Annotated in this window: 15 protein-coding genes and 1 pseudogene; 4 read left to right on the forward strand and 12 right to left on the reverse strand. The window is 46.5% G+C overall.

Going from position 1 to position 15036, the window contains the following annotated elements; all coding sequences use genetic code 11:
- Position 1 precedes the first annotated feature (1 nt).
- Complete coding sequence (gene hpt, locus IPJ71_16295) at positions 2 to 517, forward strand: hypoxanthine phosphoribosyltransferase (protein MBK7845217.1); 516 nt, start codon at positions 2 to 4, stop codon at positions 515 to 517.
- A 44-nt stretch (positions 518 to 561) separates the two neighbouring features.
- Here the strand turns inward: hpt and IPJ71_16300 are convergent, their stop codons facing one another.
- The 10 genes from IPJ71_16300 to IPJ71_16345 all read right to left on the reverse strand — a co-directional run bounded on the left by IPJ71_16300 (position 562) and on the right by IPJ71_16345 (position 10628).
- On the reverse strand, positions 562 to 1776 hold the full coding sequence (locus IPJ71_16300) for a hypothetical protein (GenBank protein MBK7845218.1): 1215 nt from the start codon (positions 1774 to 1776) through the stop codon (positions 562 to 564).
- A gap of 324 nt (positions 1777 to 2100) precedes the next feature.
- Positions 2101 to 3495: a 30S ribosomal protein S12 methylthiotransferase RimO gene (rimO, locus tag IPJ71_16305; protein MBK7845219.1), complete on the reverse strand. Its 1395-nt coding sequence runs from the start codon at positions 3493 to 3495 to the stop codon at positions 2101 to 2103.
- Positions 3496 to 3506: 11 nt separating this feature from the next.
- A complete protein-coding gene (locus IPJ71_16310; protein ID MBK7845220.1) occupies positions 3507 to 4436 on the reverse strand; it encodes an outer membrane lipoprotein carrier protein LolA in 930 nt (309 codons plus the stop codon).
- A gap of 144 nt (positions 4437 to 4580) precedes the next feature.
- Positions 4581 to 5015, reverse strand: coding sequence for a hypothetical protein (locus IPJ71_16315; GenBank protein MBK7845221.1), 435 nt, complete (start codon positions 5013 to 5015; stop codon positions 4581 to 4583).
- Positions 5016 to 5335: 320 nt separating this feature from the next.
- Positions 5336 to 5809: a 23S rRNA (pseudouridine(1915)-N(3))-methyltransferase RlmH gene (locus IPJ71_16320; GenBank protein ID MBK7845222.1), complete on the reverse strand. Its 474-nt coding sequence runs from the start codon at positions 5807 to 5809 to the stop codon at positions 5336 to 5338.
- On the reverse strand, positions 5806 to 6864 hold the full coding sequence (nadD, locus tag IPJ71_16325) for a nicotinate (nicotinamide) nucleotide adenylyltransferase (protein MBK7845223.1): 1059 nt from the start codon (positions 6862 to 6864) through the stop codon (positions 5806 to 5808). Before nadD ends, IPJ71_16320 begins: the two co-directional genes overlap by 4 nt.
- On the reverse strand, positions 6854 to 7888 hold the full coding sequence (gene obgE, locus IPJ71_16330; protein ID MBK7845224.1) for a GTPase ObgE: 1035 nt from the start codon (positions 7886 to 7888) through the stop codon (positions 6854 to 6856). Before obgE ends, nadD begins: the two co-directional genes overlap by 11 nt.
- Before the next feature lie 116 nt (positions 7889 to 8004).
- The gene (rpmA, locus tag IPJ71_16335) at positions 8005 to 8265 is read right to left on the reverse strand and encodes a 50S ribosomal protein L27 (GenBank protein MBK7845225.1); all 261 of its coding nucleotides are present in this window, start codon (positions 8263 to 8265) and stop codon (positions 8005 to 8007) included.
- A 71-nt stretch (positions 8266 to 8336) separates the two neighbouring features.
- The gene (gene rplU, locus IPJ71_16340) at positions 8337 to 8951 is read right to left on the reverse strand and encodes a 50S ribosomal protein L21 (protein ID MBK7845226.1); all 615 of its coding nucleotides are present in this window, start codon (positions 8949 to 8951) and stop codon (positions 8337 to 8339) included.
- Positions 8952 to 9104: 153 nt separating this feature from the next.
- Positions 9105 to 10628, reverse strand: a complete 1524-nt coding sequence (locus tag IPJ71_16345) for an Rne/Rng family ribonuclease (GenBank protein MBK7845227.1) — start codon at positions 10626 to 10628, stop codon at positions 9105 to 9107.
- Positions 10629 to 10852: 224 nt separating this feature from the next.
- On the opposite strand from IPJ71_16345, the gene IPJ71_16350 reads away from it, so the two are divergent.
- Complete coding sequence (locus IPJ71_16350) at positions 10853 to 12256, forward strand: type IV pilus twitching motility protein PilT (protein ID MBK7845228.1); 1404 nt, start codon at positions 10853 to 10855, stop codon at positions 12254 to 12256.
- On the opposite strand, the gene IPJ71_16355 is transcribed toward IPJ71_16350, so the two are convergent.
- Positions 12253 to 12669, reverse strand: coding sequence for a hypothetical protein (locus IPJ71_16355; protein MBK7845229.1), 417 nt, complete (start codon positions 12667 to 12669; stop codon positions 12253 to 12255). The genes IPJ71_16350 and IPJ71_16355 overlap by 4 nt on opposite strands.
- Entirely contained in the window at positions 12654 to 12956 is a 303-nt protein-coding gene (locus IPJ71_16360; GenBank protein MBK7845230.1) for an acylphosphatase, read from the reverse strand. Before IPJ71_16360 ends, IPJ71_16355 begins: the two co-directional genes overlap by 16 nt.
- Positions 12957 to 13048: 92 nt before the next feature.
- Between IPJ71_16360 and deoC the strand changes: the two genes are divergently transcribed.
- Positions 13049 to 13726, forward strand: a complete 678-nt coding sequence (gene deoC, locus IPJ71_16365) for a deoxyribose-phosphate aldolase (protein ID MBK7845231.1) — start codon at positions 13049 to 13051, stop codon at positions 13724 to 13726.
- Positions 13727 to 15033 (forward strand): annotated as a pseudogene (locus IPJ71_16370) (thymidine phosphorylase).
- The last annotated feature ends 3 nt before the right edge of the window (positions 15034 to 15036 follow it).

A 15036-nucleotide genomic window follows, 5' to 3' on the forward strand; every position in this document is an offset into this window, starting at 1 on the left:
CATGAAAAAGCTTAGAGAGCGAATGATCCCTTTCATAACAGCCCAAGAAATTGATGCAATGGTTAGCCGTCTGGCTGAAGAAATTGAGGCGGACTACGAGAAGAGTGAGCTTGTGATGATCTGCCCTCTCAGAGGGTCGGTCCTTTTTGTCGCCGACCTAATGAGAAAAATTCGTTTGCCACAAACCATCGACTTTGTTCACCTCACATCACCGAAAGGCAAAGGTGTTAAGATCGTTAAGGATATTAACATTGATATCACTGGTCGCCATGTTTTGATCGTTGAGGAGATAATAGATGCTGGTCGCACTCTCAGCTTTCTTGAGCAACGCCTCCTTGCCTCTCGTCCTGCGTCGGTAAAGATCGTAGCACTTTTGGATAAGCCGGCCAGACGCGAGTTGCCGATCAAACCAGATTACGTGGGTCGCACCATAGATGACCGATTTGTCGTTGGGTACGGGATGGATTCAGAAGATCTCGGACGCAATTACCGGGACATATATATTTACGCTCAATAATCCTTATTTTGAGTGGTCTGCTCATCCATTTCTTCGAAATAGAATCAATATGCAAACGATACTCCCAGTTCAAAAACAGAATTTGCGGAGGAATTTACTCCCCACAAAGGAACATAGGCATCGAAATGAGCGCCCAGCAGGCGTAGGCTGCGTGTCCAAATTTCACGCAGGCCTTGCATCTCATAGGTTATTCCAAAGCGCCCCTCCTGCCTTTTCGCTTCCGTGTGATCACCAAGCAACTCATATCGGCTGCCCTCAAAACGACGACCCGAAAAATGGTCTGCTTCCCTTCTGAAAAAGGCAAATCCCGTACGAATGAACCAAGATGGGCTCAGCTTTCGAAAAACAATCAGCTCCGCACTCACCTCATCCCCCGGATTTCTAACAACATCTGAGTCGATCCCACCATCTACAAATAATCGCCCTTTCTCAGGCACTCGCATTGCGACCACATCTGGCAATTGCAGAAGATAGCCAAGAGAGGCTGTTGCACTCCAATATGGACCCCACCACCACTGCCAGAGACTATCTAGGCCAAGATCAAGTTGTCCCTCGTTGGTCATGAAGGGATCAATGCTATAGGGATCCAGGGGGGGCGAAGTTGGAAGAACCAAAGCATGCCTCAAAACCCAAGACCTGTTTGGGCTTTGGTTTACCAAATAGGCACCAAGAATTTCAACATCTCCGATGTGATAGCGAACTCCAGAAGACAAGCCTTCAAGGAGTTGTCGCCCTCCTTCTTCGTCCCCCGGGGCCGACGGACCTATGCCTGAAACAAATTGATTTCGGCCGAGAACTCGAGATTGAGTCTCTTCATTGCTCGTCCATTCAGTTTTTTGACTAACTAATCGATTTTCAGCCACGATCGACAATCTGGCTCCCAATGTCCATTGATCCGAGAGTCCAAATGCCCAGAAAGGACGAATCAAGGTCCTTTCGGCCACTGAGTACATTTTCTCAATAATTGCGATATCATCTTCGAGCTTACCCTTTTGCGCTTGTAAGGCCCGAAGCTGAACTCTCTCAGATTCTGGGGACTCTTGAATAAACTGTCGCCATGTCAGCTCCCGCAAAACCAGATCGTGACCATTAACTCTGGCGCCACGATCATTAAACTCGGAGCTAAAATCAGTTCTAGTTCCTGAAATGGAAAAAGTCATATCACCGACTTCAAGAATCTTCGCTTGACGAAAAGCGGAGGGAAAATCTAAGCCCGCGGCAACACGCGCAGTGCAAATATACATCATTAATATCAGCATCGGGAGCCGCCAAAACAATCTCAAGCTTAACTTCTCTTTTGGTTCCGTTTAAATCCACAAGTACTGTTTTGTGGCTAGCCGAGTAATGCAAAACACTCAACTTAAAACAGCGGCCTCGACAGAATTTACAGAACTGCCCAATTGATAAACACAGCGGTCAATTGACACCTCACTAGTTGACCAAAGCGTTAACGACGAAAAAAATGATGACTGTATATACAAATAATACAATTAAATTACCCGAAAACATGACGCCTCCCCCGCAACCATCTCCATCGGGCCAGATATGACCAATGATGTCAATGATTATCCCAAGAATCTCGACTATTTAGTAGGATTCTCGTCGCTCACGATTTCTCCCACCAGATCGTAATCGTGAGAGTCGGTAATCAAAACGGACACAAGCTCACCAAGCTTTGCCTCACCAGCACTGATGTAGGTCAATCCATCAATATCAGGGGCTTGCTGAGAGTGACGACCCTGAAGCAAAAGCTCAGTTTCCTCACTCATTCCCTCTACCAAAACTCTGATCGTCTTTCCAATGTAGGCCCGATGCTTGATTTGGCTGATTTCTCTTTGCAACTCCATCAGCTCATCAACCCGACGCAGTTTAGTAGCTTCGTCGATCTGGTCGCTCATTTCACCTGCTTTCGTGTCTTCCTCTCGAGAATAGGGGAAGCACCCAACTCGATCAAACTTCTGACTTGCAACAAATTCCTTTAACTCCTGAAATTCGACTTCAGTTTCACCTGGAAACCCAACAATAAATTGAGTTCTTATTACAGCTTCTGGAATTTCTTGTCTGATTCTGTTCAAGGAATGTTCAATTTGCTCGCGCGTCATGCGCCGATTCATTCGCTTCAACACATCAGAGTTTATGTGCTGCAGAGGCATATCAAAATACTTCACCAAATTTTTTCTCTCTTTGAATAGCTGCAGTAGCTCGGTATTAATGCCATCCGGATACATGTAAAGAACGCGGATCCAATCGGCTCCTGATTCATCAGAAAGTGCTCTTAAAAGGTTTGTCGAATTGGTCACGTCATCTGATGGGTTATTTTTTCGTAAATCCCAGCCATAATCTGTAAAATCATGAGAGATCACAATGAGCTCTCTGACTCCCCCTGCAACGAGCAGTTTGGCCTCACTGACCACTGATTTGAGCGTTCTCGACTGGAGATTTCCGCGAATCAACGGGATGGCACAGAAAGAACAGCGCTTTTTGCAGCCCTCCGAAATTTTTAAATACGCTCGATGTCTGAGTTGAGAATTAGTCCTTGGTGAGCTTTCTTCCTGCAGATAAGTTGGTAAATTGAAAAATGTCTTTTGCTTTGATCCCAACTCCGAATTCCTTATGATTGTCGAAATATTTTGAAATTCTCCTGAACCAACAAATAAGTCGGCCTCTGGCAATCCCTTTACCAGTTCGCCTTTGTAGCGCTGTGTGAGGCAGCCTGCTACGACCAATCTCGATAGTTGTCCGCTCTTTTTTAATTCAGACAGCTCAAGAATTTTCGAAATGGATTCCCTTTTTGCTTCTTCAATAAACCCGCAGGTATTCACTATTATGGTTTCGGCATCTTCAGGATTCTCAACGACGACAAAACCGTCTTTCTTTAAAGTGCCCAGCATGATTTCTGTATCAACCAAATTTTTAGGACACCCAAGACTTACAAAATGAACTCTTTTCGCTTGGATTTCTTCATTCACCGTTTCCATGATTACCTTTCTTAAAATTCAGATATCTCTGCGTCCGGAGGAGGCGTATATTTGAAATCCTTAGCAGACAGGCTAATATCAAAATCCACATCACTAAACTTGTAGCTAGTTTCATTTTCCAATTCATCCCAATAAGTGATTTCTGCAATCTCTGATAGCGATTTTCTCAACACTATCCTTATCTTTGTTACATCCAAGAGTTTGGCCCCAGACTGAGGTTTCAACTCCATGTGCAAATCCCCATCTTGACGATGAGAAGTGACAAGTTCGAATTTACTCCATACAGCCTCATCTCCAAATAAAATGGCCAAAAGTGCATTTGATTTCCTGATCTGTGACGCCTTCATCTTTGTCACCTGCACAAAACCTGAAGGATCATCTGTTAAGCTCGATTCGAGCCATACTGTGTGATTGTCCACGACCAACAAAGATCCCTCCGGCTTATCAATTTGTACCTTAAGGCGTCCTCTTGAAAACCAGAGCCGCCCCCGCCCTGTCTTTGTTTCATCCAACAAAGCAAGGTGTATTTTCTTTTCAACCTTCATGCCAACGGCTTGAGACTCTTTGTACTTTCCGACCACGGCCTTGATTTCATCAATCTCGGGCGCCACCTGAGCGCTCTTCTTAGAAGCTTTCAAGATTTTGGATTCTCTCTTTTTTTCTCCAACCTGATGATGTTTATTTTTAATCCCTTTTGAGGGCTTAGCTGCCTTTTTGCTCCCTCGACTTGGTTCCTCAATTTCCTTCTCAGGCTCCTTCTTTTTATCGCTAATCCCCGGCAAAATTTTTGCCGAACCTTCCCCAGCATTTAAATCTACTCTTTCGGAAGGAGAGGTCGATTCGATCTCATCCCACATTTCATCCTGGACAGGCTTAGTTTCAGGAGCACTCATGCAGGACGCAGCTGATATCAGGCTTAAAATCAATACAATGAATCTCATGATGCGGCTTCCTCTCAGGCTTTTTCCTTAGATATCTCACAACTTGGCGAATCCGCCGACTCGTTGGATGCTTTTAACAACAAATTGGAGAGGATGAAAGGTCCAGTTCAAGGTTTTTCAAGCTCTCCTGATACTCGGTAGAGTTCACTCCAACCGCCTCGCGAGCGCCCAAACTTGAAAGTCCTCCGGATATTCCAGAAGGGCTCTGGCCCTATTGGCAGTGGCCCCCGTCGTGATGACATCGTCAACAAATATGACTCTGCTATAGGTCTTGCTCCCCTCCCGCAAGTGGAGATTGGCCTTTGCAGAGCGATGTCGATCTTGTCGATGAAGCTGATGGTGAACGACCCCGACACTCCCTCCTCGTTTCAGCTGCTGGGATAAAGGAACTCCTAGGCTCAGAGCGATCTCTTTTGCCAATTTGACTGCGTGATCCATTTGGCCATCTATACGCGGTGGGGCCGGAATGACCACCCAGTCCTTTGCGGATTCTCCAGGGTTCCAATTTGAACGGGCGATGAGCCATTGAACCAATTCCTTCCTAAATACATCTAGGCCGCCTCCTCCTTTCAAGCTCATCACTAGGCGCCTGATCGTTTGATCATTTTTCAAGCCCCAATCCCACAATGCCAAGGTATCTAGTCCCTTCAAGGGACTCCGCCCGCAGGACAAATCATTGATGGTGAGCCTCATTTTTCGGAGGCAAAACTTGCAAATCCCTGCGTTTACCGGTTCTGGCATGCCACAAATAGCGCAACTTCTCAAAAGACGAAAAATAAGATTCATTGTGGCAGGAGGTCTGCATTTACGCGACCCCCGTGTAGATCAATTCCTGTCCTAACGACGGCGCAAACCTCCGAAATAGAACTCAGAGTCGTCTCTCTTTCGAATTAAATCATCTAATCATTGTGATAGGGGATACCCTTCCATATGGTAAGACCCCGATAAATTTGCTCCATAGCGACAATCATGGCGAGATGATGATTAAGAGTGAGTGGTCCCAAGCTGAGCAAATCGCTTGTTCTTTCCCGCAAACCAGCTCCCAATCCGAAGGCCCCCCCGACCACAAAAACAATGCGAGGCTTTCCCATTTCAATTTTTTTAACTAAGAATGCAGAGAACGCCCGTGAATCAACAAAAGTGCGGCCTTTTTCGTCAAATGCCAACACGAGATCAGTCGACTTGATGGAAGATAGAATCAATTTATCTTCAGATTTTACTTTTTGAGAACAGTCCATCCGAGAGGAGGAATCCGACTGTATCCTCTTCACCTCAAAACTAAAAAAATGATTAAGCTTGGTGAGATAGAGGTCCAAAGCCTCATCAAACCAGAGGTCACGACTTGTTTGAACATGGAGAAATAGACCCTTCATGCCGAAGGAGTATCTCCTTTCGCCTTGCGAAATTTAATATGAGGATCTAAAAAATCTAAGGACTTTTTATCTCGCCAAAGGTCCTCAATACGATATTCGCCTCTAACAAAATCATAAAAGATATGAACGATGAGAGCACCATAATCCAAAATCACCCATCGCCCCTCAGATCTTCCCTCAATATTCTGTGGCCAAATGCCAAATTTCTCGCGAACCTTTTTAGACAAATAATCCGCTATGGCCACTGTTTGACGGGTGTTGCTGCCTGAGGCGACAACCACAAAATCAGCTAAGTGATGGTGGGAACCAAGATCAAATCCCACAACGTTGACAGCATTTTTCTCATTTAAAATCCTACCGACTTCTAAAGTAAAACTTCGATAGTCGCTGATACGGCTATGAAGATCCTTGTACCAACCTCTATCGATAATAAGATTCTCTACTTGCTCAGGTACCAATCCCACCAAAGGTTCTTTTGCTCGGAGACGCCGACGAATCTCGCTTCCCGAAACATCAACGTCCTTAATTTCATGAAACTCAATACTCCGACCAGAGGTTAAGGTGGCTATCTTGCCATCGAAGCTCTTTACTTTGCTGCGTAAACCGGGCGGAAAATCCTCTCTCAACTTTGGGAATTCATACCCCGGACGATTCGCCACGACCACATTCACCTGTTCCAAAATTTCTTCAAAATTACGCCAATGATCAAATTTCTCAAATTGATCAGAACCAATGATCAAAAAAAGATTTGTTCCGGGATTCTCTGACAAAATATCTTGAATTGTATCCACTGTATAACTGAGGCCGCCGCGACGAATCTCGCGATCATCTAATACCAAGAATGGAGAGTACGGCTTGATGGCCAAACCAACCATTTCCAATCGATCCTCAGCATTAGGCCCCTCAATTGGGTTTCGATCAGGACTCTGATAAGAAGGAATGATACGTATTTCATCCAGGCCCAGTTCTTCAACAAGGGTCACAGCACAATTAAGATGTCCCATATGAAATGGATTAAACGTTCCTCCAAAAACTCCAACGGATTTACTGTTCATGTGATCTCTCCTTAAAAACCCAGCTACCGGCCGCATAAACCAACTCTTTTAAGTTGTGTCGAGTCGCTGCTGAAATGACCATCGGATTAACCCCGAGGCCTTTAAATCTAACCTGAAGCTCATTCAATTGCTCCTGGGTGACGACGTCCGATTTATTCAAGGCTAAAATCTGAGGTCGTGAAGAGAGCGGAATGAATCCATCTTCTTTCTCATGAAGTTTGTCATATTCTCTCAGTTCATTATTGATATCTAAAAAATCTTGGATCGGATCGCGCTGACTCATTTCACTTATATCAACAAGATGAATGAACACCTGCGTGCGCTGAATGTGTCGCAAGAACTGAGTTCCCAGACCATGCCCAAGGTGGGCCCCTACGACCAATCCAGGAATATCGGCCGCGACATAACTTCTGTCTTCCCCATATCTGACAACCCCTAGGTTCGGAGAAAGAGTCGTGAATGGGTATTCAGCAATCTTTGGCTTCGCTGCAGAAATAGCAGAGATCAGTGTTGATTTACCAGCATTTGGGAATCCGATAATTCCAACATCTGCAAGAAGCTTTAGTTCTAGTTTAATCAGTTTCTGAGCACCTGGAAGTCCCTTTTGTGCAACTGAAGGGGCCTGATTGACGGAGCTCTTATAGAAAGTGTTGCCCTTTCCACCTAACCCGCCCTCTAGGATAACAAACTCATCAAGAGTGCCAAGATCAGCCAATATCTTGCCCTCTTCGTCCTTTACAATAGTCCCTTTTGGAACGTTGACGATCAGATCTGTACCGCGTTTTCCACTCATATTTTGACGGAGACCCGGCTCACCGTTGGCCGCTTGCAAAAGTTTACGATGATGAAGGTCAAGGAGGCTATTCAAGTGCTGATTGACTCGAATAATGACATTTCCGCCATCTCCCCCATCTCCGCCGTCTGGGCCTCCTCTGGGAATCATGGATTCCTTACGAAAGCTCACACAACCGGGCCCTCCTTTGCCAGAGGCCACGACGATCAATACTTCATCTATAAATTTCATAAAAGCCTATCGGCAAAAAAGGACCCGAACCCCACAACCTATTCTGGAGCTAGTGAAGGAGTTCTCTTAGGAATTAAGGTTACTTATTCGATCCAGACTGACTCCAAAACGGCTAGCTATGCCGCTTTGGGGTACACACTCACTTTACTGCGGGTCTTGGAAAGACGTTCAAATTTCACCAAGCCCTCAATCAAAGCAAAAATTGTAAAATCACGACCCATTTTAACATTGTTGCCAAGAAAAAACTGAGTTCCACGCTGGCGCAATATAATCGTACCTGGACGAACAAATTCACCGCCAAATCGTTTCACTCCCAATCTCTTACTGTGCGATTCTCGACCGTTTCTAGTACTACCCGCCGCCTTCTTCGATGCCATTGAGCAAACCTCGGTTAAAATATAATCAACATAATCAAAAAAACTCTCTCTTCAACTGGACAAAGTCCCCTCTAGGACTTTTTCTTCACCTGCTTCTTTTTCGCACCCACTTTCGTGGCCGCTTTTTTTGCGACTTTGCCCTTTTTTACGATCTTTTTCGCCTTGCCAGCTGCCTTTTTGCGAACCTTCTTTTTCGTCACGGCAGCAGACGACGCCAACTCCACCTTCTTCGTTGCAGCCTTAGCCTGTTTTCCCTTTGGACCGCTTTCTTTTCTAGCCTGACGCAATTCCTGAGATTTAGCCAATTGCGCAGCTTTTTTTGCGGGATCATGGACCTGAGCTGATTTATCACCTACCACACCATCTGTTTGACCTTCGGGCGTTGTAATAGATTTGACAAAAAGCTCAGTGTACAGCTGACGATGCCCACGCATACGGCGATAGCCCTGGCGGCGCTTCTTTTTGAAGACAATTACCTTTGGTGCCTTTTCTTGACGGGTGACTACTACTGTCACAAATGCGCCCTTAACTATGGGCTCGCCAACATAGGTCTTCTCCCCACCGACAACCAAAACCTCACTCAGATCAAATTCAGAACCTAATTCTCTCTCAAGTTTTTCAACACGAAGCGTGTCTCCTGCTTGAACTTTATACTGCTTGCCGCCCGTGCGAATAATCGCGTACATGATAAAATACCTCCGAAGCCAAAGTCATGAGTCTGGAGTATCTGCCACGCTGCAAAAGATCTGTCAATTAATTCAATTATTAAACCGCAGTTAGACCCGCTCATTAAGCCCTGGGTCAATCATCTCGACAAGTCCACCGGGGCAAGCCAGATTCTAGTATGAAGAAATTTCGAACTGTTCAATATGGTAACTTGGCTCGACCTTAAAAACAACGGAGTGCCCAAGTCTTTTCTCCATAAATTCAAGTGTTTCCTGATCCTCACCGTAGGCCCAGTCCGCAATTTCGCCATGACAGTGAACCACGGTTGCTGTTCGCGAACCTCCACGTAGCGACTCACGTTCCAATGCCGTGAATATCTCGTTAGTTACTGTATCCCTCTTCTTAATGTACCCGTTGCCTTCACAATAAGGGCAAGATTGGCAGAGCGTGGATACCAAGGAAGGTCTAATCCGCTTCCGAGTCATCTCGACAAGGCCTAGCTCTGACATAGATGAAATCGTCGTTCGGGCGCGATCTTTCTTCAGCTCCCCTTCAAAAAACTGCACCAGTTTTTCTCGATGAGCCATTCTCTCCATATCAATAAAATCAACAATGATAATTCCCCCACAATTACGAATCCGAAGTTGATGAGCAATTTCCTTTGCAGCCTCCATGTTGGTCTTTAAGATCGTGTCTTCCAAGTCCTTTTTCCCGACATAGCGACCTGTATTGACGTCGATTACAACCAGGGCTTCCGCCTCATCTATAACAATGTAGCCGCCAGATTTGAGCCAAATTTTTCTTCCTAAAGAACGGGAAATCTCCAAATCGATTTCATAAAAATCGAAAAGGGGCTCCTTGGTTTGATAATGGACGATCTTGTCCTTGTAGTTTGGCATGAATTGGCTAACGAAGGCCTCAACTCTTTTGTAGGCCTGAATATCATCGACAATAACTTTACTGACTTTCTCATTGAGCATGTCGCGAAGAGCTCGCAGTTCAACGTCCATTTCCGAATGGATAAGCCCCGGTAATTTCGCGCCCTGATAGGACTTCTCGATCCCCTTCCAGATTCGGTCGAGGTATTCTATGTCCGCCAGCAAACTCTGCTCGCTAGCCCCCTCTCCCGCAGTCCTTATAATTACCCCCCCTTGAGGACTGATTCCCTCCACCAAACGTCGCAGTCGCTCCCTCTCACCGGGGTCCTCAATTCGACGAGAAATACCTAAGTGAATGATGGTTGGCATGTACACCAAGTGGCGTCCTGGAAGCGAAATATGAGTGGTAATCCTGGCGCCTTTGGTGCCAAGTGGATCTTTTGCGACCTGCACTAATATTGATTCTCCTTCCTTTAGAAGATCCCCAATATTGACGCTATGTCTTTTTTCCTCAGTATCAGAATCTGCCAGGTCTCTCGATGCCTTTTCAGGCCCCTCTTGAACAGTGGAGTCTTCAAATAAAGCTGCCTGATCAATCTGAACGTCTCCAACATAGAGAAATGCGGCCCTATCAAGACCAATATCTACGAACGCCGCCTGCATTCCCGGCAGAACTCTCATCACTCGACCTAAATAGATAGATCCTACTAAGGTTGGCGATGTTCGCCGTTCTACATATAAATCGACGAGCTCACGATTTTCGACGTAGGCCACTCGAGTTTGGTTTGGCCTCACGTTGATCAAAATCTCCGCACTCACAACAAATCACCTTCCACGGCCAGGATTCTCAAATCGAGAATGACTCCATACTTGCAAACGCTCAAGGGCTAGACTCTCATCGTTCTGATTCAGTGCTCTGGCAAGCCCCATAAATCAAATTTATGCAGTGAGTAATCAGAAAGATCCCAATTCCCTTAAAATATCTTAGGTTTCTTCCGATTTGTACATCGAGAGAATGCAACAGCTAAAGACAAAAGGATGTCATGGCCGCACAGATAGACAAGCTTTTTCAGGTAATGGTCGCACAAAATGCATCCGACATGCATCTTTCCTCAGGAGCCCCTCCCATTCTCCGTATTCACGGAGAAATGGTCCGCCTCGAACACCCCAGTTTAACAAACGAAAATGTGCAATCTCTCATCTTCGAAATTCTCAATGACAAACAAAAGCGGTTGTTTGTAGAGAACTGGGAACTGGATTGCAGTTACCAAATCGCCGGACTTGGACGATTTCGGGTCAATGTTTTTATGCAACGAAAAGGAATGGGAGGCGTCTTCCGCGTTATTCCAGAGGAGATCAAAACTGTCCATGAACTTGGACTTCCGCCAGATTTATTAAACCTCGTCGAGGTCCCTCGCGGACTGGTGCTAGTAACTGGCCCGACAGGATCAGGCAAGTCGACGACCTTGGCCGCCCTGCTTCATACAATCAACTGCGAACGGAAAGAGCATATAATAACCATTGAAGACCCTATCGAGTTTGTACATGAAAACCGGATGTGCCTCATCAACCAACGTGAAGTATCAAGTCATACCAAATCATTTGCTAACGCATTGAAGGCCTCCCTGCGCGAAGATCCAGACATTATTCTCGTGGGTGAGATGCGGGATCTGGAGACGATCCACTTGGCTATGACTGCCGCTGAGACGGGTCACTTGGTGTTTGGCACCCTGCACACAAATAATGCCGCAAAGACAGTTGATCGCATCATCGATGTGTTTCCTGAAGCCCAACAAGCACAAGTCAGGGTCATGTTGGCAGAGAGTTTGCGAGGAGTCATCGCCCAAACGCTCTTTCCTCGCGCTGATAAGCCTGGCCGAGTGGCAGCAATTGAAATATTGGTTAACACACATGCCGTGGCCAATCTTATTCGTGAGGGCAAAACTTTCCAAATTCCCTCTGCAATGCAGACGGGAGCTACGCATGGGATGCTCACATTCGAATCCTCTATACGAGCGCTCATCCGCGATGGCAAGGTGGCAAAGGATGAGGGGGAAAGCTTCCTTGGGGTCTCGAAACATCGCAAAGAGGAAGAAGCTGAATCTTCAACAGGACACCCCCCTGCAAAAGGAGGCAGCCCAGCCAGACCATCTGCAGCTCCTCCCCCTCAGAAAAATCCGGCGCAAGCGCAAAAGTCACCTGCCTCCTCAATGGGAGGAGCCGCGCAGAGACCTTCGAACCAGCAGACGGGGGTTGTTACTCCAGGCCCGCGACCTATTGCAACGAACGCTCCCTCTGGTGCGGGAAACCTGAGATCGCCGAATCAGTCTCCTCCGATGGGAGGAGGAATAAAAATCACAAGTACCAGCGACAACATCGCGTCTGTATCTTCAGGGACGGCCAAGCTTCTTGAAAGCTTTGGTATTAATAAAAAGAAAATTGGCTAGAACTCCCACTCAAATTGCAGTTGAAAGGCGGGTCGATCAACTTTCATCGCGAGAGTAGAACCTCTTATCCGCTCCTCTTCAATGGAGGGAACTAGACCCTCAAAGTAGGTCTTTGGCCTGGTTGCGGCCAGATATGTTGTGTAGATGGTTCCGCTGATAATCCCGACCGCCAAACCCATACCAATATTTGGCAGCTTATCTTGAGGTCGACCATAAAAGCTCAAAGTACTCAATCCTAAAATAGCCCCAGCTAAACCCGCAAAAATGATTGTTGCCATTTGCTTCCGAGGTCCGAGTGATGGCTGCTGACTTTGAGTCCCGCCCGAACCTCCGTATTGTGCATTGGCACTAGCTGGGTAAAAAGTAAGAGATAAAATCACTGCGGTAATTGTCGCAACTAATCGAATTGGCACGGAACATCCCCATCAAGTTCAATTGTGAAATCACTCAATTTGCCCTGAAAACTCACCTCTTCGAAAGTGAGGTTTTCTACTCGCGAAGTCAAAGGTCCCTTTCGCAATTTTGCTGTGAGTGCTTCTATTGCATTTTCAGACCCTCGCACAAGCGCCTCCACTCGTCCGTCAAGCAAATTCCTCACCCATCCATCAAGCTTTAATTCTTTTGCCTCGCGTAGCACAAAAAATCTAAATCCGACTCCCTGGACAAGTCCTTCAATTAAAAAGTGTCTGCAAACCGACATCAATATAGACTAAGATCGCAAATGACATTTGCAAAGGTTTTTTAAAATTACATGTCTACCGAGGGGATTTTGTGGTGGGTTTTCCTGAAGGCTTGACGCCAAGCAGCTCTCTGGCTTCATCTATCGATCACACTTTGTTGCGCGCTGATGCAACAGAAGATGAGATCAAAAAACTTTGCGAAGAAGCGATTGAAAACAAATTTTTCTCTGTTTGCATCAATCCTTACTGGATCTCGCTATGCAAAGAGATTCTGTCTCCTTCACCCGTCATTGTCTGCTCAGTTGTTGGCTTTCCGCTCGGGGCCACAGCTACACTTGTCAAAAAGACCGAGGCCGATTGGTGCGTTAAACAGGGCGCCAGTGAAATCGATATGGTGATGGCCATTGGTGCACTGAAATCCAAACGGTTTCAGGAGGTTGAGAGCGATATTCGGGAAGTCGTTAAGGTCGCTGCTCCCGCTCGCGTAAAAGTTATTTTGGAAACAGCTCTGCTCAATCATGATGAGAAGCGCCTTGCCTGTCAAATTGCAGTTCAAGCAGGGGCTCACTTCGTGAAAACATCGACCGGATTTGCGAAGGCTGGAGCAAACCCAGCTGATATTGTTCTTATGCGCGAATGTGTGGGAGATTTATTGGGAGTTAAGGCAAGCGGGGGAATTCGCACCCGGCTTGATGCGGAGGCTCTTCTCAGGGCGGGTGCCTCCCGCCTGGGAACCAGCGCAGGCCCGGCAATCATAGGCGGACAGATTCAGGCCTCAGAGGTTTATTGAGTGGAAAACTACATCCCTGCAGAACTCATTAAGAAGAAGCGGCGCGAATTAAATCACAGCCGTGAAGAACTGGCTTACATCGTAAATGAATTTACCGCTCAACGCCTCCCTGACTACCAAATGTCGGCCTGGCTGATGGCTGTTTGTTTTCAGGGGATGAGCGAGAAGGAGACATCCGACTTTACAGCTCTTATGCGTGACTCAGGACAGGTTCTGAATTTCAAAAACACTCATCCACTCGTCATTGATAAACACAGCACGGGTGGAGTCGGTGACAAGACTTCTTTGATCGTCGGCCCCATCGCCGCAGCTGCGGGTGTACCAGTAGCCATGGTGGCCGGAAGAGGGCTCGGTCACACTGGCGGCACGCTCGACAAGCTGGAAAGCATCCCAGGCCTTTCGGTCCAAATGTCGTTAGGTGATTTTCAGCGCAATGTTGTTGAGAACGGGATTGCGATTATTGGGCAAACTGATGAACTGTGCCCAGCTGACAAATTTATCTATGCCTTGCGTGACGTCACAGGAACGGTGGACTCCTTGCCTCTCATTTGCAGCAGCATTATGTCAAAAAACTCGCGGAAGGTCTAGGCGGCCTTGTTCTCGACGTGAAGTTTGGCAGCGGCGCTTTTATGAAGACCTTTGAGCAGGCCCTTGTTCTGGCTAAATCCTTACAGAGTATTGGAAAAAACAATGGACTGCCAGTCACCGCTCTTCTCACCAACATGGATCAGCCTTTGGGTCAGTTCGTCGGCAATGCAATAGAGGTCGGGGAATGCCTCCAAATCCTCAAGGGCGAATCATCACCTTCCTTTGCTGATACTCGCGAGCTTTCAATAGACCTCGCGTCTCACATGATTTGTTTGGGTAAGAAAACCTCTTCGGTCGCGGAGGGACGAGCACTTGCAACAAAACTCTTACAAACAGGTCAGGCTTACGAGGTTTTCTCCGCGCTCTGCAAACGCCAGGGCGCCAGTGGCCTAGATAATTTGCCACGAGCAAAGAAAATTCTTGATTTGCATAGCGAAGCTGAAGGCTACATTGTCGGCTTCGACACAGAAATGATTGGAGTCGCGTCAATCATTTTGGGAGCGGGCCGAATATCAGCAAAAGACCAAATCGATCCCGCCTGTGGCATTGAATGCCTTGTCAAAATTGGTTCTCGGGTGAGCAAGGGTGACCTTCAATTTAGAATACACGGAAACGACTCTCATAGGATAAATGAAGCCATGAATAGAATTCGGACAGCGATTCGATATTCTTCAGCTCCTCCAGCCCCAACTCCACTTGTAGCAAAAATTTTATTTTAAGGA

This window comes from Bdellovibrionales bacterium (genome assembly GCA_016714165.1).
In the GTDB taxonomy this organism is placed as follows: domain Bacteria; phylum Bdellovibrionota; class Bdellovibrionia; order Bdellovibrionales; family UBA1609; genus JADJVA01.